The organism is Streptomyces sp. NPDC048718 (assembly GCF_043198875.1).
In the GTDB taxonomy this organism is placed as follows: domain Bacteria; phylum Actinomycetota; class Actinomycetes; order Streptomycetales; family Streptomycetaceae; genus Streptomyces.
On the sequence record NZ_JBICVG010000003.1, the window covers coordinates 375,950 to 394,203 of the forward strand.

General features: G+C 71.3%; 16 protein-coding genes and 1 riboswitch. Of the genes, 12 read left to right on the top strand and 4 right to left on the bottom strand.

Features of this window, described 5'->3' with window-relative positions:
- Positions 1-89: 89 nt before the first annotated feature.
- Positions 90-1,346, top strand: a complete 1,257-nt coding sequence (locus ACGFRB_RS07325; RefSeq protein ID WP_393240165.1) for an Ig-like domain-containing protein — start codon at positions 90-92, stop codon at positions 1,344-1,346.
- 732 nt (positions 1,347-2,078) lie between these two features.
- Here ACGFRB_RS07325 and ACGFRB_RS07330 read toward each other — a convergent pair.
- The gene (locus ACGFRB_RS07330) at positions 2,079-2,486 is read right to left on the bottom strand and encodes a hypothetical protein (protein WP_363011608.1); all 408 of its coding nucleotides are present in this window, start codon (positions 2,484-2,486) and stop codon (positions 2,079-2,081) included.
- Between the two features lie 196 nt (positions 2,487-2,682).
- Between ACGFRB_RS07330 and ACGFRB_RS07335 the strand changes: the two genes are divergently transcribed.
- The 6 genes from ACGFRB_RS07335 to ACGFRB_RS07360 all read left to right on the top strand — a co-directional run bounded on the left by ACGFRB_RS07335 (position 2,683) and on the right by ACGFRB_RS07360 (position 9,946).
- Entirely contained in the window at positions 2,683-3,294 is a 612-nt protein-coding gene (locus tag ACGFRB_RS07335; protein WP_363011606.1) for a heme-copper oxidase subunit III, read from the top strand.
- Positions 3,295-3,368: 74 nt separating this feature from the next.
- A complete protein-coding gene (locus tag ACGFRB_RS07340; protein ID WP_363011604.1) occupies positions 3,369-4,178 on the top strand; it encodes a c-type cytochrome in 810 nt (269 codons plus the stop codon).
- Positions 4,175-5,227 carry a Rieske 2Fe-2S domain-containing protein gene (locus ACGFRB_RS07345; protein ID WP_361228173.1) on the top strand — a complete coding sequence of 351 codons (1,053 nt, stop codon included), beginning with the start codon at positions 4,175-4,177 and terminating at the stop codon, positions 5,225-5,227. Before ACGFRB_RS07340 ends, ACGFRB_RS07345 begins: the two co-directional genes overlap by 4 nt.
- On the top strand, positions 5,224-6,852 hold the full coding sequence (locus ACGFRB_RS07350; RefSeq protein ID WP_361228176.1) for a cytochrome bc complex cytochrome b subunit: 1,629 nt from the start codon (positions 5,224-5,226) through the stop codon (positions 6,850-6,852). Before ACGFRB_RS07345 ends, ACGFRB_RS07350 begins: the two co-directional genes overlap by 4 nt.
- A gap of 166 nt (positions 6,853-7,018) precedes the next feature.
- Entirely contained in the window at positions 7,019-8,083 is a 1,065-nt protein-coding gene (gene trpD, locus ACGFRB_RS07355; RefSeq protein WP_363011599.1) for an anthranilate phosphoribosyltransferase, read from the top strand.
- Between the two features lie 110 nt (positions 8,084-8,193).
- Positions 8,194-8,310, top strand: a riboswitch (SAM riboswitch).
- A 244-nt stretch (positions 8,311-8,554) separates the two neighbouring features.
- A complete protein-coding gene (locus ACGFRB_RS07360) occupies positions 8,555-9,946 on the top strand; it encodes an aminotransferase class V-fold PLP-dependent enzyme (protein WP_393240171.1) in 1,392 nt (463 codons plus the stop codon).
- Between the two features lie 146 nt (positions 9,947-10,092).
- Here ACGFRB_RS07360 and ACGFRB_RS07365 read toward each other — a convergent pair whose 3' ends face one another.
- Both ACGFRB_RS07365 and ACGFRB_RS07370 read right to left on the bottom strand, forming a co-directional pair.
- Complete coding sequence (locus tag ACGFRB_RS07365) at positions 10,093-10,374, bottom strand: Lrp/AsnC family transcriptional regulator (RefSeq protein WP_359875118.1); 282 nt, start codon at positions 10,372-10,374, stop codon at positions 10,093-10,095.
- On the bottom strand, positions 10,371-11,174 hold the full coding sequence (locus ACGFRB_RS07370; RefSeq protein WP_393240174.1) for a rhomboid family intramembrane serine protease: 804 nt from the start codon (positions 11,172-11,174) through the stop codon (positions 10,371-10,373). Before ACGFRB_RS07370 ends, ACGFRB_RS07365 begins: the two co-directional genes overlap by 4 nt.
- Before the next feature lie 151 nt (positions 11,175-11,325).
- On the opposite strand from ACGFRB_RS07370, the gene ACGFRB_RS07375 reads away from it, so the two are divergent.
- From ACGFRB_RS07375 to ACGFRB_RS07395, 5 genes are all read left to right on the top strand, one after another.
- Positions 11,326-11,565 (top strand): hypothetical protein, encoded by a 240-nt coding sequence (locus ACGFRB_RS07375; protein WP_361228191.1) that lies wholly within the window; start codon positions 11,326-11,328, stop codon positions 11,563-11,565.
- Between the two features lie 64 nt (positions 11,566-11,629).
- Positions 11,630-12,994, top strand: a complete 1,365-nt coding sequence (locus ACGFRB_RS07380; RefSeq protein WP_393240177.1) for an NYN domain-containing protein — start codon at positions 11,630-11,632, stop codon at positions 12,992-12,994.
- A 257-nt stretch (positions 12,995-13,251) separates the two neighbouring features.
- The gene (locus tag ACGFRB_RS07385) at positions 13,252-14,286 is read left to right on the top strand and encodes an NlpC/P60 family protein (protein ID WP_363011591.1); all 1,035 of its coding nucleotides are present in this window, start codon (positions 13,252-13,254) and stop codon (positions 14,284-14,286) included.
- 213 nt (positions 14,287-14,499) lie between these two features.
- Positions 14,500-15,522, top strand: a complete 1,023-nt coding sequence (locus ACGFRB_RS07390) for an NlpC/P60 family protein (RefSeq protein ID WP_393240182.1) — start codon at positions 14,500-14,502, stop codon at positions 15,520-15,522.
- A 25-nt stretch (positions 15,523-15,547) separates the two neighbouring features.
- Positions 15,548-16,771, top strand: coding sequence for a hypothetical protein (locus ACGFRB_RS07395; protein ID WP_393240591.1), 1,224 nt, complete (start codon positions 15,548-15,550; stop codon positions 16,769-16,771).
- An 84-nt stretch (positions 16,772-16,855) separates the two neighbouring features.
- Here the strand turns inward: ACGFRB_RS07395 and ACGFRB_RS07400 are convergent, their stop codons facing one another.
- A complete protein-coding gene (locus ACGFRB_RS07400) occupies positions 16,856-18,217 on the bottom strand; it encodes a glycosyltransferase 87 family protein (protein WP_393240185.1) in 1,362 nt (453 codons plus the stop codon).
- Positions 18,218-18,254: the final 37 nt, after the last annotated feature.

Genomic DNA, 18,254 nt, shown 5'->3' on the forward strand with positions numbered 1-18,254 from the left:
GCCCCCTCGCTTCGTCCGACGGAGCGAGGGGGCCCCTCGTTTGCGTCATCCGGCGCGCCACCCCGGGGGATTGTTCCTACCGTGAGCCCATGAACGACATGCCGCGCGCCCGGACTGCCCGGAGCTGCACCCTGCTGGTCCTCGCCGTCACCGCGGCCGCCACCGCGTGTGCCGGCTCCGCGGACCGCCCGTCGGCGGCACGGCCCTACGACGCGGCCGCCCAGATCTCCTACAACGCGCCGACGGGCAAGAGGAAGGCCGACCCGGACAAACCCCTGGAGATCAGCTCCAAGGGCGACGAGGGCCGCATCACCGACGTCAGCGCCGTCGACGAGACCGGGCACCACCTGGCCGGCGAACTCACCGCGGACGGCCGCAAATGGCGTTCCACGGGCTCCCTGTCGGCCGGAGCCCGCTACACCGTCAAGGTGGCCACCGAGGACGAGGAAGGCGCTCCAGGGGCCCGTACGCTGACGTACGAGACGGCGGCGGCCAAACGGGCCCTCACCGCCACGTTCGGCCCGGAGGAGGGCAAGTACGGCGTCGGACAGCCGATCACCGCCGAACTGAGCCTCCCGGTGAAGGACAAGGCGTCCCGCGCGATCGTCGAACAGGCCCTCAAGGTCCGCTCCGTGCCCGCCGTGACCGGCTCCTGGTACTGGATCGACGACAAGGAACTCCACTACCGCCCCAAGGAGTACTGGCCGAACGACGCGACCATCACCGTCACCGGCAACCTCGACGGCCTGAAGATCGGCGACAAGCTCTACGGCGGCGCCTCGCACCCTCTGAAGATCACCACCGGCGACCGCGTCGAGGCCATCACGGACGCGAGCGACCACTCCCTGACGTTCAAAGTCAACGGAGAAGTGATCAACACCATTCCGGTGACCACCGGAAAACCGGGCTACTCCACCCGAAACGGGATCAAGGTGGTCCTCGGCAAGGAGTACTTCGTCCGCATGCGCGGCACCAGCATCGGCATCTCCGAAGGCACCTCCGACTCCTACGACCTGCCCGTCTACTGGGCCACCCGAGTGACCTGGAGCGGCGAATACGTCCACGCCGCCCCCTGGTCCGTCGGCTCCCAGGGCGCCGCCAACGTCAGCCACGGCTGCGTCGGCATGTCCACCGGCAACGCCGCCTGGTTCTACGAGAACATCACCCCCGGCGACCTCGTCACCGTCGTCAACAGCTACGGCGACACCATGGACACCTTCGGCAACGGCTACGGGGACTGGAACATGGAGTGGGACGAGTGGCGCAAGGGCAGCGCCCTCGTGAAGGACGGCACGGACCCGAACGCGACGGCGGACGCGAAGGCCCGCTTGCGCCCCTCCATCTGATTTTCCCTGCCGCCTCGCACTCGTGCGGGCCCGCCCCGGAGGCACCGCGAGTGCGGGCCGCGCACCTGACGAGGTCAGAGCTACCGGGCCGGCCTATGGCCGAGTGAGCCGAAGGGGTGCGTCGGGGGAACAGTGCCGAACGCGCACAGGCCCGCGAGGAACGAGTGGGCCGAGCACGATCGGTGCTGTGAGTCCGACTCCAGCACCCCGGAGGCGAACCGAGGCACAAAAAAGGCCAACGCTGCGCAAACAACATGCGCTCACCCGTAGCCGCCTCGCGCACGTGCGGGCCAGGCACCTGCCGTCACGCCTACATGCGGGTCTCTGTCCCTGTGAGTGCGGGCCGCTTCCCTGCCGTCACGCCTGACCGCAGGTCGCCGCGTACGGCCGAGTGAGCCGAAGGGGTGCGTCGGGGGAACAGTGCCGAACGCGCACAGGCCCGCGAGGAACGAGTGGGCCGAGCACGATCGGTGCTGTGAGTCCGACTCCAGCACCCCGGAGGCGAACCGAGGCACAAAAAAGGCCAACGCTGCGCAAACAACATGCGCTCACCCGTAGCCGCCTCGCGCCCGTACGGGCCGCGCACCAGCCGTCTCGCCTACGGGCGGGCCCAGCCCCAGCGCCGCACCCACCCGGGCGGCCCGCACTCGCGGTGCCGGATGAGCCCGCATGAGTGCGAGGTGGCGGGGCGGGCTCGCACTCAGGTGCGATGACCCGCCCCGCGGCGCCCGGTCAGTACGCCGCCACCGCCGCCAGGCGGGTGCGCAGGAGGGCCGCCAGGGACTGGGCGAGCTCGACCGGCTCCACCGGATGGGTGATTGCCGCGTCCGCGCGGCTCCACGTGGCCAGCCAGGCGTCCTGCGGGCGTCCGATGAGGACCAGGACCGGCGGGCAGCGGTAGACCTCGTCCTTGATCTGGCGGCACACGCCCATCCCGCCGGCCGGCACCGCCTCGCCGTCCAGGACGCACACGTCGATGCCGCCCGCGTCGAGCGCCGCCAGGACGGCGGGCAGCGTCGCGCACTCCACGAACTCGACCGGGGGAACATCGGCGGCGGGCCTGCGCCCGGCCGCGAGGCGCACCTGGGCGCGGGTGTTCGCGTCGTCGCTGTAGACCAGAACCGTGGTGCTCGACTGCATCGTTCCTCCGTGAAGGTGGTCGGTCGTTGCGCGGGATGCTACTCCGGACCACCCCGCGTCAACAGCCGTTCAACACCCGTTCGAAGGGTGGTGGAGGCCCGCTCCGATGGGCCGTTCGGGCTGGACACAGGCCTCGGACACTCCGAACGGCACCCCCCGGAGTGAGGGCGGGATAAGGGACCGACATAATGTCGGCGTGGCGACAGTAACGACAGTAGATACCGGGCACGCGCACCCGTCGGTCAATCGACCGAACCTCACCAGCGTCGGAACCATCATCTGGCTGAGTTCCGAGCTGATGTTCTTCGCGGCCCTCTTCGCGATGTACTTCACCCTGCGATCCGTGATGGGTCCCGAGTTCTGGGCGGAAAAGGCGCATGCGCTGAACCTCCCGTTCTCCGGGACGAACACCGCGATCCTGGTGCTCTCCTCTCTCACCTGTCAGCTCGGCGTCTTCGCTGCCGAGCGCGGTGATGTGAAGAAGCTCCGGGCGTGGTTCATCCTCACGTTCGTGATGGGCGCGATCTTCATTGGCGGTCAGGTCTTCGAGTACACCGACCTGGTGAAGAAGGATGGGCTCTCGCTCTCCTCCGACCCGTACGGCACGGTGTTCTACCTGACCACCGGCTTCCACGGCCTGCACGTGACGGGCGGTCTCATCGCCTTCCTGCTGGTCCTCGGCCGGACGTACGCCGCCAAGAGGTTCACTCACGAGCAGGCAACCGCCGCCATCGTCGTGTCCTACTACTGGCACTTCGTCGATGTCGTCTGGATCGGCCTCTTCGCCACGATCTACTTGATCAAGTAATCGGGCTCCACCCCAAGGTGGAGCGAATCATCCAGCAAGCATCGACGCAGAAGATCCTGACACCGGGGTAATCCGTGAAAAAGCTCTCCGCACGACGACGCCATCCGCTGGCGGCGGTCGTCGTCCTACTTCTCGCGCTGGCGGCAACTGGGGGGCTGTACGCCGCGTTCGCGCCCGCGGGCACGGCCAAGGCCGATGAAACCGCCCAGTCCCTCGCCATCGAGGAGGGCAAGAAGCTCTACGCCGTCGGCTGTGCCAGCTGCCACGGAACCGGCGGTCAGGGCACCTCTGACGGTCCGCAGCTCGTGGGCGTGGGCTCGGCGGCGGTGGACTTCCAGGTCGGCACCGGCCGTATGCCCGCGCAGCAGCCGGGCGCCCAGGTTCCGAGGAAGAAGGTCATCTACACGCAGGCTGAGATCGATCAGCTCGCGGCGTACGTGGCGTCTCTCGGCGCCGGCCCGATCACGCCGACCAAGGGGCAGTACAGCCCCGAGGGTGCGGACGTCGCCCGCGGTGGCGAGCTGTTCCGTACCAACTGTGCCCAGTGCCACAACTTCACCGGTGAGGGTGGCGCGCTGACGCACGGCAAGTACGCCCCCACCCTCGACGGCGTGGACCCGAAGCACCTCTACGAGGCCATGCAGACCGGCCCGCAGAACATGCCCTCCTTCCCCGACACCACCATGCCGGAGCAGCAGAAGAGGGACATCATCTCCTACGTCCAGGCTGTCAACAGTGACGAAGCCGACAACCCGGGTGGTCTCAAGCTCGGTGGCCTCGGCCCCGTCAGCGAGGGTCTGTTCGCTTGGATCTTCGGCCTGGGCGCACTGATCGCAGTTGCCATCTGGGTCGCGGCCCACACCGCTAAGGCCAAGAAGTCATGAGTACCCAAGAGAATCCTGAAGAGAACCTGCCGACCGCGCAGGACACCGCGCACGGCGCGGTGAAGGTCGCCGACGACCCGTTCGCCGACCCGGGCCTTCCGCCCCACAAGCCGCGTATCCAGGACATCGACGAGCGGGCCGCCAAGCGGTCCGAGCGTGCGGTCGCCTTCCTGTTCACGCTGTCGATGCTGGCCACGATCGGGTTCATCGCGTCCTACGTGATCTTCCCGGTCGACCAGATCGTCTACATCTGGCCGTTCGGCCGGGTGTCCGCGCTCAACTTCGCCCTGGGTCTGACCCTCGGCGCGGCGCTCTTCTTCATCGGCGCGGGCGCGGTCCACTGGGCCCGCACCCTGATGTCCGACGTCGAGGTCGCCGACGAGCGTCACCCGATCGAGGCGACTCCGGACGTCAAGGCCAAGGTCATGGCGGACTTCGCGGCCGGTGCCGCCGAGTCCGGCTTCGGCCGTCGCAAGCTCATCCGCAACACGCTCTTCGGAGCGCTCGCGATGGTGCCGCTGTCCGGCATCGTCCTGCTGCGCGACATGGGTCCGCTGCCCGAGAAGAAGCTCCGCAGCACGCTGTGGGCCAAGGGCAAGCAGCTCATCAACATGAACACCAACGAGCCGCTGCGTCCCGAGGACGTCGCCGTCGGTTCGCTGACGTTCGCGATGCCCGAGGGCCTGACGGTCCACGACGAGCACTTCCAGACCGAGATCGCCAAGGCCGCCCTGATGATCGTCCGGATCCAGCCGGAGGACATCAAGGACAAGAACGAGCTCGAGTGGTCGCACGAGGGCATCGTCGCGTTCTCCAAGATCTGCACCCACGTCGGCTGCCCGATCTCCCTGTACGAGCAGCAGACGCACCACGTGCTCTGCCCGTGCCACCAGTCCACCTTCGACCTGTCCGACGGCGCGCGCGTCATCTTCGGCCCGGCCGGCCACGCCCTGCCGCAGCTGCGGATCGGCGTGAACGACAAGGGTTACCTCGAAGCGCTCGGCGACTTCGAAGAGCCCGTCGGTCCTGCATTCTGGGAGCGCGGATGAGTACCGTGACTGATACGCAGAAGAAGCCGGCCTCCCGTGGTGAGCGGGTCGCCGACTGGGCCGACGGCCGCCTGGGGATCTACTCGCTGGCCAAGGCCAACCTGCGGAAGATCTTCCCGGACCACTGGTCCTTCATGCTGGGCGAGGTCTGCCTCTACAGCTTCCTCATCATCATCCTGACGGGCGTCTATCTGACGATGTTCTTCCACCCGTCGATGAACGAGGTGGAGTACACCGGACCGTACGTCCCGCTTCAGGGACAGCTGATGTCCGAGGCGTTCAACTCGACCATGCACATCTCGTTCGAGGTGCGCGGTGGTCTGCTGATCCGGCAGATCCACCACTGGGCGGCGCTGATCTTCCTCGCCGGCATGTTCGTGCACATGATGCGCGTGTTCTTCACGGGTGCTTTCCGCAAGCCGCGTGAGATCAACTGGCTGTTCGGCTTCCTGCTGTTCTTCCTGGGCATGTTCACCGGTTTCACCGGTTACTCGCTCCCGGACGACCTGCTCTCCGGCACCGGTGTCCGCTTCATGCAGGGCGCCATCCTGTCGGTGCCGATCGTCGGTACGTACCTGTCGATGTTCCTGTTCGGCGGCGAGTTCCCCGGCGGCGACTTCGTCGCCCGGTTCTACTCGGCGCACGTGCTGCTGCTCCCGGGCATCATGCTCGGCCTGGTGGTCGCTCACCTCATCCTGGTGTTCGTCCACAAGCACACGCACTTCGAGGGCCCCGGCCGGACGAACAAGAACGTCGTCGGCATGCCGCTGATGCCGGTCTACATGGCCAAGGCCGGAGGATTCTTCTTCCTGGTCTTCGGTGTGATCGCGGTCGTCGCGGCCGTCGCCTCGATCAACCCGATCTGGGGCATCGGCCCGTACCGCCCGGACCAGGTGTCCACCGGCGCCCAGCCCGACTGGTACATGGGCTTCGCCGAGGGTCTGATCCGTGTCATGCCGGGCTGGGAGATCAACCTGTGGGGCCACACGCTGGTCCTCGGTGTGATGATCCCGCTGGCGATCTTCCCGGTCGTCCTCGGTGTGATCGGTGTCTACCCGTTCATCGAGTCCTGGATCACCGGCGACAAGCGCGAGCACCACATCTCGCAGCGCCCGCGCAACGCGCCGACGCGCACCGCCTTCGGTGTCGCGTGGATCACCGCGTACATGGTCATGCTGGTCGGTGGTGGAAACGACCTCTGGGCCACCCACTTCCACCTGTCGATCAACGCGATCACCTGGTTCGTCCGGATCTTCTTCTTCCTCGGACCGGTCATCGCCTTCGTTATCACCAAGCGGATCTGCCTCGGCCTGCAGCGCCGGGACAAGGACAAGGTGCTGCACGGACGCGAGTCCGGCATCATCAAGCGCCTGCCGCACGGTGAGTTCGTCGAGGTGCACCAGCCGCTCAGCCAGGGCGAGCGCTACAAGCTCACCGCCCACGAGCAGTACGACGCCGCCGCGCTGCCGCCGGCCGTCGACGAGAACGGTGTGGAGCGCAAGGTCGGCCGCATGGAGAAGCTCCGGGTCAAGCTCAACCGGGGTTACTACGGTGGGGACAACCAGATCGCCAAGCCCACCGCCGAGGAGTTCAAGGAGATCGAGAGCGGCCACGGCCACCACTGATCCCGTAGGACTCCCGACCCCCGGGGCGTAAAGCTCCGGACCCGAGGTCGCCACGGTGAGAGCCCCGTCCATTCGATGGACGGGGCTCTTTGCCGTACCCGGGGATCGATAGGGTGGAGACCGGCCGGGCCACCGGTCCCATTCGTACGTACACACAGGAGCGACCATGAGCGCTGTGCAACCCGCTGGAGGCGACATCGCGGCGGGCCGCTCCTGGCCCGTCCTCCTGAACGGCCTGCTCGACGGCCACGACCTGTCCGCCGACGACACGGCCTGGGCGATGGACCTCATCATGCGCGGCGAGGCGACCGACGCGCAGATCGCCGGATTTATGGTGGCGCTGCGGGCCAAGGGCGAGACGGTCGCGGAGATCAGCGGTCTCGTCCGCACGATGTACGCGCACGCCAACGTCATCGAGGTGCCCGGCCCGGCCGTCGACATCGTCGGCACCGGCGGCGACGGCGCCAAGACGGTCAACATCTCCACCATGTCGTCGATCGTCGTGGCCGGCACCGGGGTCAAGGTCGTCAAGCACGGCAACCGGGCCGCGTCCTCCGCCTCCGGCTCCTCCGACGTCCTGGAGAAGCTCGGCGTCAATCTGAACCTGACGCCGCGCCGGGTCGCCGAGGTCGCCGAGGAAGCCGGCATCACCATGTGCTTCGCGGTGAAGTTCCACCCCTCGCTGCGCCATGTCGCCGCCGCCCGAGGCCAGCTCGGCATCCGCACCACCTTCAACGTGCTGGGCCCGCTGACCAACCCGGCCCAGGTACGCGCCCAGGCGGTCGGCGTCGCCGACCCCCGGATGGCGCCCATCGTGGCCGGGGTGCTCGCCGAACGCGGCAACTCCGCGCTGGTCTTCCGGGGCGACGACGGACTGGACGAACTGACCACCACCGCCACCTCCCGGGTGTGGGTGGTGGCCGGGGGCACGGTCACCGAGGAGCGCTTCGACCCGCGCGACGTCGGCATCGACCTGGTGCCGCTGGAGGCGCTGCGCGGCGCGGACGCCACGTACAACGCCGAGGTCGCCCGCCGGGTCCTGGCCGGCGAGACCGGTCCGGTGCGGGACACGGTCCTGCTCAACTCGGCGGCCGCCCTGGTCGCCGTGGAGCCGGGCGAGGGCACCCTGACGGAGCGGCTGCGGGCCGGCATGGACCGGGCCGCCGAGTCCATCGACTCGGGGGCCGCCCGGCGCGCCCTGGAGCGGTGGGTCGCCGCCAGCCACGCCTGAGCGTTCCCGAGCGTCCCCGAGCCGCTCCGAACAGAACACCTGCGCGACCCCGTTCCGGATTCCGGGACGGGGTTGCGTCGTCCCGAGCCGACGGCATAGGTTTTCCGGCAGGTCATGAGTGACAGCGACAAAGCCCCGGCTGGCTGTCCGGCAACCCTCCGTCCGTGGCGGGGTGCCCCGGGTGAAGACCAGGCCGTACGTGCAGCAGCCGACGGCAAGCGCGGACCCCTGAGCACCACCCGGGGTCCTTGGTCCTCCAGGGAGCGGTGTCTCGTGAGCCAGCGAATGCGTTAGGGCCGGGCGGTTTCCCGCCTTCTCGGCCCCTCCCCCTCCGTCAGCACCCGTGCGCGGCGCCCCTTTCGCGCGCCCTCGCCACACGAGCCGTCGCACGGGCCTTCGCTTGGGCCCTCGTACGTCCGCGCATGTCCGCGTACGCCTTCGCGCGCCCTTTTCCTCCCGGGAGACACCGTCATGTCCGCGTACCCGAACGCCGCCGTCCTCGACTCCACCGCCCCCGCCCCGGCCGCCGACTCCACCGCCTGCGCCCCGGCCGATTCCTCCGCCGACCCCTGCCGCGGCGGCGACGCCCCGCTGCCCGTCCTCGGCCGCGACGTCACCGTCCCGCTCGCCGACGGCGGCGAGATCACCTATGCCGCGCTCGACTACGCGGCCAGCGCCCCGGCCCTCCAGCGGGTGTGGGACGACGTCGCCGCGTACGCCCCGTACTACGGCAGCGTCCACCGGGGCGCCGGACATCTCTCCCAGCTGTCCACCGACCTCTTCGAGAACAGCCGTGCCGAGATCGCCCGCTTCCTCGACTGCCGCCCCGGCGACCAGGTCGTCTTCACCCGCTCCACCACCGACTCGCTGGCCCTGCTGGCCCGCGCGCTGCCTGCCGGCTGCGAGGTCTTCGTCTTCGAGACCGAGCACCACGCGGCGCTGCTGCCCTGGGGCGATGCCCGCCGCACCGTCCTCGACGCGCCCCGCGATCCCGCCGAGGCCGTCACCACCCTGGAGCGGGCACTGGCCGACCGGGAGCCGCACGGGCCGGCGCTGGTCTGTGTGACCGGGGCGTCCAATGTGACCGGCGAGCTGTGGCCGGTGCGCGAACTGGCCGCCGCCGCCCACGCGCACGGCGCCCGTATCGTCCTCGACGCCGCCCAGCTCGCCCCCCATCACCCCGTCTCCGTACGGGACCTGGGCGTCGACTGGGTCGCCTTCTCCGGGCACAAGCTGTACGCGCCCTTCGGCTCCGGCGTGCTCGCGGGCCGGGCCGACTGGCTCCAGGAGGCCGAGCCCTATCTGGCGGGCGGCGGCGCCTCCCGTACGGTGGCCCGCCGGGCCGACGGGGGAGTGGACGTCCAGTGGCACACCACCGCCGCCCGGCACGAGGCCGGTTCGCCCAATGTCATCGGCGCCTACGCCATCGCGTCCGCCTGCCGGGCGCTGACCGAGGCCGGCTTCGACCGGCTCGTCGCCCGTGAGCGCCGGCTGATCGCCACGCTCCGCGCGGGCCTCGCCGAGGTGCCCGAGGTGCGGGTGCTCTCCCTCTTCGGTGACGACCACCCGAGGGTCGGGGTGCTCTCCTTCGTCGTCGAGGGCTGGGACAGCTCCCGGTTCGCCGCCGCGCTCTCCGCCGGGTACGGCATCGGGGTGCGCGACGGACTGTTCTGCGCCCACCCGCTGGTGCGCGTCCTGCTCGGCGGCGACCCGGCCGAGCCGGGGGAGTGCGGCGCCCCCGGATCCGCCTCCGCGCTCGCCGCGGTCCGGGTGAGTTTCGGGGCGGGCACCCCGGACGAGCATGTGGAGCGGTTCCTCGGCGCGGTACGGGAACTGGTCCGCCGCGGCCCGGACCGGGACTGACGCTCCGGCCGAAACCGGGGAGCCCGACCACCCGTCGGATCCCCTGGACGGGTGAAGCCGGCCTCCCACGGGGGTGAGGCCGGCTTCATGCCGCGTATGAAGGAACCGGGTCGCAAAAGGCCTGGGCCGGGTCGGAACAGCCCGGGTCAGGACTCCAGACCGATGGCGAAGGCCGCGTCCAGGTCGTGCTGCGAGTAGGCGCGGAAGGCGACATGGGTGTCGGTGCCCTCGACGCCCTGGATCTTGGAGATCCGGCCGGGGATCACATCGGCCAGATCGTCGTGCCGCCCCACCCGGACCATGGCGATCAGGTCGTACGTCCCGGTGACGGAGAAGACCTCGGTGACGCAGTCGACCGACGCGATCTCCTCGGCGATCTCCGGGATGCGGTCCACGCTGGTCTTGATGAGCACGATCGCGGTGATCACGGCTGGCTTTCTCCCTCGGTGGCCGCGGCTGGTGGTGTCACTCTAGCCCGCCTGTCCCCGCCGCCCTTCTTCGAGGCGAGCGCCGCGCGAACCCTTCCTTTTCCGCCGAAGCGGACCCACGCGTAGAGGAAGCCCAGCGCGAAGCCGATGACATGGGCCAGATACGCGACCCCCGGCCCCGCCTCCGCCGTCCGCGCCGCCAGCCACTGGATGGCGAACCAGAAGACGAGCACGACCCACGCCGGGAAACGCAGCGGCAGAAAGAAGAGGAACGGGAAGAGACTGGTCACCCGGGAGCGCGGAAACAGATGGAGGAAGGCCCCGAGCACCCCCGAGATCGCCCCCGACGCCCCCACCAGGGTCTGCCCGCTGTCCGCGTGCGCCAGCGCGTAGCCGTACAGCGCCAGATATCCGCAGACCAGGTAGAACAGGCCGAATTCGAGCGGCCCCATCCGCTTCTCCGCCATCGCGCCGAACACGTACAGGAACAGCATGTTCCCGAGCAGATGCAGCCAGCTGCCGTGGACGAACAGCGCGGTGAGCGGGGTGAGCAGGGCCCCGGGACGCAGCCGGCCGAGGTGGGCGAGGTCGTCCGGGATCACGCCCCAGTGCCGGAAGTACGCGCCCTGCGCGGCGAGCAGGGTGTCGCCCGTGCCGTACGAGGGGTTCAGACCGCCGGCCGGGCTCAGCGCGAAGAGCAGCACGCAGGCGGCGATGAGCCCGTAGGTGACGGTCGGACCGTCGCGCAGCGTCCGCGCGGTCCGTCGTACCCCCGAGGCCGTACCCCGCCAGTCGATCATGGGCAGATCATGGCGTACCGGGGCTCATCGGGACAGAGTGCCTCGCCGTGACGCGGGGTACCCGTGAGGCCGTAGTGTTACGGGCAGCACTCCCGCAGTCCGACGGCGCACCGCGGGCCCGTTAAGCCTCGTACGGAAAGAGGACAGCACGATGACGGTTCCCCAGCCGACTGCCGACACCCGCTGGCGCTGCACGTTGTGCGGCAATCTGACCCGCTTCGACGTGACCCGCTCGTCGAAGGTCGTCGAGTACGTCCATCTGGACCTCGCAGGTGAGCCGAAGGTGGAGGAGCGCGAGGTGGTCAGTGAGACCATCGAATCGGTCCGCTGCCGCTGGTGCAACGCGGTGGACCAGATCGAGTTGGTGGACAGGCCGGGCGCCGCTTCCTGAGAAGCGGCCCGACGAGGGCGAGGCGCCCCGGCGAGGGCGACGACAGGGAGTGGGTGACGGGATCGTGGAGCAGCCCGCGCACGGTGACGCGCCGGCGGGATCGGCAGGCGAGGCCGCCGAGGTGCTCGACCGCCCGCTGCCCGAGTCCGTACGGCGCAAGGTGATCGCGCTGGTCGCGGACTCCTTCGGCAGTCTGACGCTCGGCGAGCTGCCCGCCCCGCTGCGCCAGTACGCCCGTTTCACCGCCCCCCGGCGGGCCAAGTTCGCCGGGAACGCGATGGCCACCGCCCTGGCCGGCGATCCGGTGTTCCGTCAGCGGATCGCCGAGCGGGTCCGGGAGGCGCTGCCCGAGCTGGCGGGCGCCCTGGAGGTCGGCTCCCCGCCCGCCGCCGCGGACCCGGTCGACGTGGCCGCGGCCGCCTATGTGCTGCGCCCGGCCGGCTGGAGCAAGCTGGTGGCCGCGGCCGGCGAGGAGGCCGAACGGGCCGACGCCGAACGGGCCGACGAGGCCGGCCGGCGTGAACTGGAGCGGCTGCGCGAGGAGGTCGCGGCCGCGAAGGAGCGGGCCCGCACCGAGACCGAGCAGCTGCGCCACGACCTGGAGGCCTCCCGCCGGGAGACGGAAACGCTGCGCCGGAAGCTGCGCGGCGCGCAGAGCGACGTCAAGCGCGGCGAGGCCGCGCTGCGCCGCGTCCAGGCCGAGATCGACACCGCGCGCACCGAGGCCGCCGCCCAGGTGTCCGCGGCCGAGAGCGAGTCCCGGCGCCTCAAGGCCCGGCTCGGGGAGGTCGAGGCCGCCCTGGAGGCGAGCCGCCGGGCCACTCGCGAGGGGCGCTCGACGGAGGACATGCGGCTGCGGCTACTCCTGGACACGGTGCTGGACGCCGCCCAGGGGCTGCGCCGCGAACTGGCCCTGCCGCCGGTGTCGACGCGTCCGGCGGACACCGTGGACGCGGTGGAGCCGGGCCGGATGTCGCCGAAGGACATCGCGGCCCGCGCGCTGTCCGAGACCGATCCCGCGCTCCTGGACCAGCTGCTCGAACTGCCGCAGGCACACCTGGTGGTGGACGGCTACAACGTCACCAAGACCGGCTATCCGACGATGCCGCTGGAGAAGCAGCGGCTGCGGCTGCTCGGCGGGCTCTCCGCGCTCGCGGCCCGCTCGGGGGCGGAGGTCACTTGTGTCTTCGACGGGGCGGAGCTGGCCGCGCCGGTGCTGCTCGCGCCGCCGCGCGGGGTGCGGGTGCTGTTCTCCAAGCCCGGGGTGACGGCCGACGAGCTGATCCGTCAGCTGGTACGGGCGGAGCCGCCCGGCCGTCCGGTGGTCGTGGTGTCCACCGACCGCGAAGTGGCCGACGGGGTCGCCAAGTCGGGCGCGCGGCCGGTCGCGTCCGCCTTGTTGCTGAAGCGGCTTTCGCGCCTCTCATGACGGCGTGTCATTTTCTGACCGGTACGACCGTTTTCTGATGGGCACAGGGTCAACCATCCCTTACGGCCTGTGCGGTGTCGATAAATAAGTTGTCGCAAGAGCGAGATTTTGTCCGTTGGGATTTGAACTGATCACAAGATGGTCACTAGGGTCGGCTTCGAACCTACGCACGGTTGATCACTCATCGGGAGTGACGGCGTCGGTCCCCGCCTGCCGCTGACCCGTCGGGCGGCTCGAGGAAGAAGGAGCTCGCCCCCGTGGCGTCCCACCGTCGTCCCAAACAGCCGAGCCGCGCCCGCGTGACCGTGCTCACCGCGACCGCCGCGGCGGCCGTCGCGCTCACCGCCCAGACCGGAGCCCAGGCGGCCCCGAAGCCGAAGATCGACGAGGTCAAGTCGAAGGTCGACAAGCTGCACCACGAGGCCGAGGAGGCCACGGAGCAGTACAACGCCGCCGACGAGCGCCGCGGGAAGCTCCAGAAGGAGATCACCGCACTCCAGGACAAGGTCGCCCGCGGCCAGGAGGAGCTCAACACCCTGCGCGACAGCATCGGCGCCGTCGCCAGCGCCCAGTACCGCTCCGGCGGCATCGACCCGGCGCTCCAGCTCTTCCTCTCCTCCGACCCGGACACCTATCTCGACCAGGCGTCCGCGATCGAGCAGGTGGGCGCCAAGCAGGCCGACGTCCTGCAGACGATCCAGGCCAAGCAGCGCACCCTCGCCCAGCAGCGCGCCGAGGCGGCCGGCAAGCTCGCCGACCTCGAGGACGTCCGCAAGTCCCTCGGTGACAAGAAGAAGAAGTTCCAGGGCAAGCTCGCCGAGGCGCGGCAGCTGCTCAACACGCTGACCGCGGCCGAGCGCGCCAAGATGCAGCAGGAAGAGACGCAGCGCGCCAGCCGCGGCGCCAGCGAGCAGCGCGTCAGCCTCGGCAACGAGGTGCCGGCCTCGCAGCGCGGCGCCGCCGCCCTCAGCGCCGCCGCCACCCAGATCGGCAAGCCGTACGTCTCCGGCGCCGAGGGCCCCAACTCGTACGACTGCTCGGGTCTGACCCAGTGGTCCTACCGTCAGGCCGGCGTCACCCTCAGCCGGGTCACCTACACCCAGCAGAACGACGGCGTGAAGATCGGCCGCAGCCAGCTCAAGCCCGGCGACCTGGTCTTCTTCAACGGCCTTTCGCACGTCGGCCTGTACGCGGGCAACAACACCGTGCTGCACGCCCCGCACCCGGGCGCGTCGGTCCGCTACGAGTCGATGAACTACCTCGGCACGTTCCAGTTCGGCGTGCGCATCTGACGTACCCCCGCCGCCTCCCGCTGCCCCTTCGGACGGGGTGACATGCCCTCCGAACGAGTGGATTAGGGAAACGCGAAGCGACCTGACGCCCCGCCGGTGACCTGTGATCTCCGGCGGGGCGTCACTGTGTGTGCCCGAAAGGCTCGTTGGACGCACGGTGAGCAACGGCTACTCTCTGCGGCGCCAGTTGCCGAGCCGATCGGAGCGCGATCCGTGGCGTCCCACCGACGACCCACCAAGGTCACCGTCCTCACCGCAGCAGCGGCCACCGCGGCCGCGGCCTTCGGCGCGGTTCCCGCGCACGCCGACCCGGACGCCGGCGCATCCCACGCCACCCGCTCGCCGCGGGCCGCCGTCGACCGGCTCTACGAGGAGGCCGAGCAGGCCACCGAGGACTACAACCGGGCCGGGGAGCGCGCCGACCGGCTGCGCCGTACGGTCTCCGAGGCCCAGGACCGGCTCGCCCGCGGCCAGGAGCGCGTCAACCTGATGCGCGGCGCGCTCGGCGCCGTCGCCGACGCCCAGTACCGCTCCGGCGGTCTCGACCCGGCCCTGGCCCTGCTGCTCTCCGCCGACCCGGACAGCTATCTCCAGCGGGCCGCCGTCCTCGACCGGGTCGGCGCCCGCCAGGCCACCGTCCTTGGCGAACTGCGCGGCGAGCTGCGCCGGATGGCCCAGGAACGCACCGAGGCCGGCCGCGCCCTCGACGAACTGGTCCGCAGCCGCGCCGAGGCGACCCGGCACAAGCGCGTGGTCGAGCACAAGCTCGCCGAGGCTCGCCGGCTGCTCGGCTCGCTGTCCGCCGCCGACCGGGCCGGCTACGACCGCTCCTCCCGCTCCGGGCGCGACGCCTTCGGCGAGTCGCTGCCCCCGCTCGGCGACCTCGGCTCCTCGCGCGCCGCCGCCGCGGTCGTCGCCGCCCGCAGTGCCATCGGCCGGCCGTACGTGTGGGGCGCGACCGGCCCCTCGTCCTTCGACTGCTCCGGCCTGATGGTCTGGGCGTTCCGGCAGGCCGGCATCTCGCTGCCCCGCACCGCCGCCGCCCAGCGCGCCGCCGGCCGGCGGGTCCCGCTCTCCCAGGCCCAGCCCGGGGACCTCGTCACCTACCGCGGCGACGCCAGCCATGTCGCGGTCTACGCCGGAAACGGCCGGGTCATCCACGCGCCCCACCCCGGCGCCAGGGTCCGCTACGACCCGGTGGACATGATCTCGCCGCTCGTCGTCACGCGCGTCTGAGGCCGCGGTCCTGCGACCCCTTACGATCGACGGCGTGACATTCCGGACCCGGCCCAGGGCGCGCGGCGCGGCCGCGGCGCTGCTCGCCGTGCTGCTCCCGCTCGCCGGATGCGCCGCCCCCAAGCCCCCCGCCCCGGACCGTCCCGCCATCCAGCGGCTGCTCGACCAGCGCGCCCGCGCGCTCCTCGCGCGCGACGAGCCGGGCTATCTGGCCGCCGTCGACCCGGCCCTCGTCCCCGCCGCGCGCACCGAGTTCGAACGGCTCGCGGCCGTCCCGCTCGCCGCCTGGAGCTACCGGCTCACCGACGTGGAGCGCACCGGCCCGGGCCGGGTCACCGCCCGCGCCGAACTCGGCTACCGCGTCGAGGGGTACGACTCCGGTCCCGTCACCGGCACCCGGATCCTCGACCTCGCCGACCAGGGCGGCCGCTGGTACGTGACCGCCGACCGCGCCGCCGACGGCGCCCCGCAGCAGCTCTGGCAGCAGGGCGTGGTCCGCGCCCGGGCGGGGAAACGCAGCCTGGTCCTCGGCGTGGGCCAGAGCCGGGAGCGGCTCGCCGAGATCGCCGCCGCGGCCGACGCCGCCGTGCCCGCCGCCTCCGGCGCCTGGCCCTCGCCCTGGGCCGGCCGGGTCGTGGTGATCGTCCCGGCGTCCACGAACGCCATGGGCCGGCTGCTCGGCGCGCCCGCGTCCGCGTACCGGGGGATCGCGGCCGTCACCACCGGCGAGGCCGGCGGCGGCCCGAAGGCGCCCGCGGACCGGATCATCGTCAACCCGGAGGCGTACGCGGGACTCGGCGAGTTCGGCCGGCGTTTCGTCCTCACCCACGAGACCACCCATGTCGCCACCCGCGCCCGTACCACCGCCGCCACCCCGCTCTGGCTCTCCGAGGGCTTCGCCGACTGGGCCGCCTACCGGGGCTCCGGCCGTACCCCGGCGGCGGCCGCCCCCGAACTGGCCCGCGAGGTGCTGGCCGGCCGGGTGCCCGCCGCCCTGCCGGACGACAAGGACTTCGCCTTCGGCGGCGGCGCGGGCGCGCTGGCCCGCGCCTACGAGGGCGGCTGGCTGGCCTGCGCGATGATCGCCGACAAGTGGGGCGAGACGGAACTGACCGCGTTCTACGGGGCGGTGGGCAGCCGCAAGGAGCGCGCGGGCGCGGTGGAGAAGGCCATGAACGACGTGCTCGGCGTCACCCCGGAGGAGTTCACGGCGCGCTGGCGGGCGTACCTCGGCGAACGGCTCGGCTGAGCCCCGGGGGTGGGCCTTCCGCCCGGGGGCCCGGGTCGAGCCACCAGGTGGGCCCCGGCTGATCCCAGCCGAGCCCCCGGCACTTCACCGCGCGGAGGCCGGGACCCGGGCGTCCTCGCGCTCCGGCGCCCGCTCCGGCGCGCGGTCCGTCACCCGGACCGGCTGGACCGGGACCCGCGCCCCCGTGCCGGCCAGGAGACGCGGCTCGGTGACCGTCTGGCGCCACAGGATCCGGCACGCCGACACCGAGGCCGCCACCAGCAGCCCGTTGCGGACGAGCAGCAGCGCGATGCCCAGGATGTCGCTGTGCGAGACATGCGAGAACCACACCGGGAACTCGAACTGGGTCACCGCCGTCGCCCACAGCACCAGATACGCGGGCCGGCGCATCCGGCTCGCCCGGTACGCCAGGCACACGGCCGCGAGCCCCACCAGCCAGATCATGTACTGGGGGCTGATCACCCGGCTCGTGGTGACGAACAGCAGCACCGCCGTGAAGGCCGCGTCCGCCGTCGTCGTCACCGCGAGGTGCCGGGCCCGCAGCCGCCACAGCAGCAGCCAGCCGAACGCGGCGATCGTCAGCACCATCGCCGCCGTGGACACGACGGGCACCCCGGGGCCGAGGAACTCCATGGAGCCGTAGTTCATCCGCGCCTCGCCCGGCCAGCCGAAGTTGCGGGCCACATGGAAGACCAGCGCGCCCAGCGACTCGACCTCCGTGCCCCGGTCCCGCTGGAAACCGAGGAAGGCCAGCGACCCGGGCGCCGCGAGCGCGCACAGCCCGACCACTCCGGCCGCCGCGCCCGCCGCCGTCGCCCACGAGCGCAGGGTGGCCCGGCCGCGCGGGGTGCCGCTGAGCAGCAGCGCCGGCCAGACCTTCAGCGCCGCCCCGAACCCGGCGAGCGCGCCGAGCACGGCCGGGCTGCGCAGGGCCGCGAGCAGCGCGGCGACCGCGACCGCCGTGACCATCAGGTCGTACCTGCTGTACGCGGTCGGCCCGAGCAGCGGCACCCCGGCCAGCCACAGCCAGGCGCCGCGCGAGGAGCGCCCCGGCCGGCGGCCGGTGTACAGCAGCAGCCCGAAGACCAGGGCGTCGCACAGCAGCGAGAGGACGAAGAAGGCGGCGGAGTAGCCGAGGAAGGGCAGCAGCGCGGGGGAGACGATCGCGAGGGCGGCGGCCGGCGGGTACTGCCAGGTGATGTCGTCCAGGGGATACGTACCGGTCCGCAGGACCTCGTACCAGCCCTGGTAGATCTGCTCGACGTCGCTGGTCACATCGGGGCCGGGGACCACGACGACACGGAAGACGCACAGCAGGAGCAGCAGCCGGGTCAGGCTCCACAGGCCGACGGCCCGCAGCGGCCCGCCGGAGCGTGCCCACGTGACCGCGCGGTTCCACGCTCCTGTCGTCGCACCCGTGCCCGTGCCTATCGCGCCGGCCGTCATCGCTGTTCTGTTCCTGTCCTGTCGGTCCGCGGGCGCG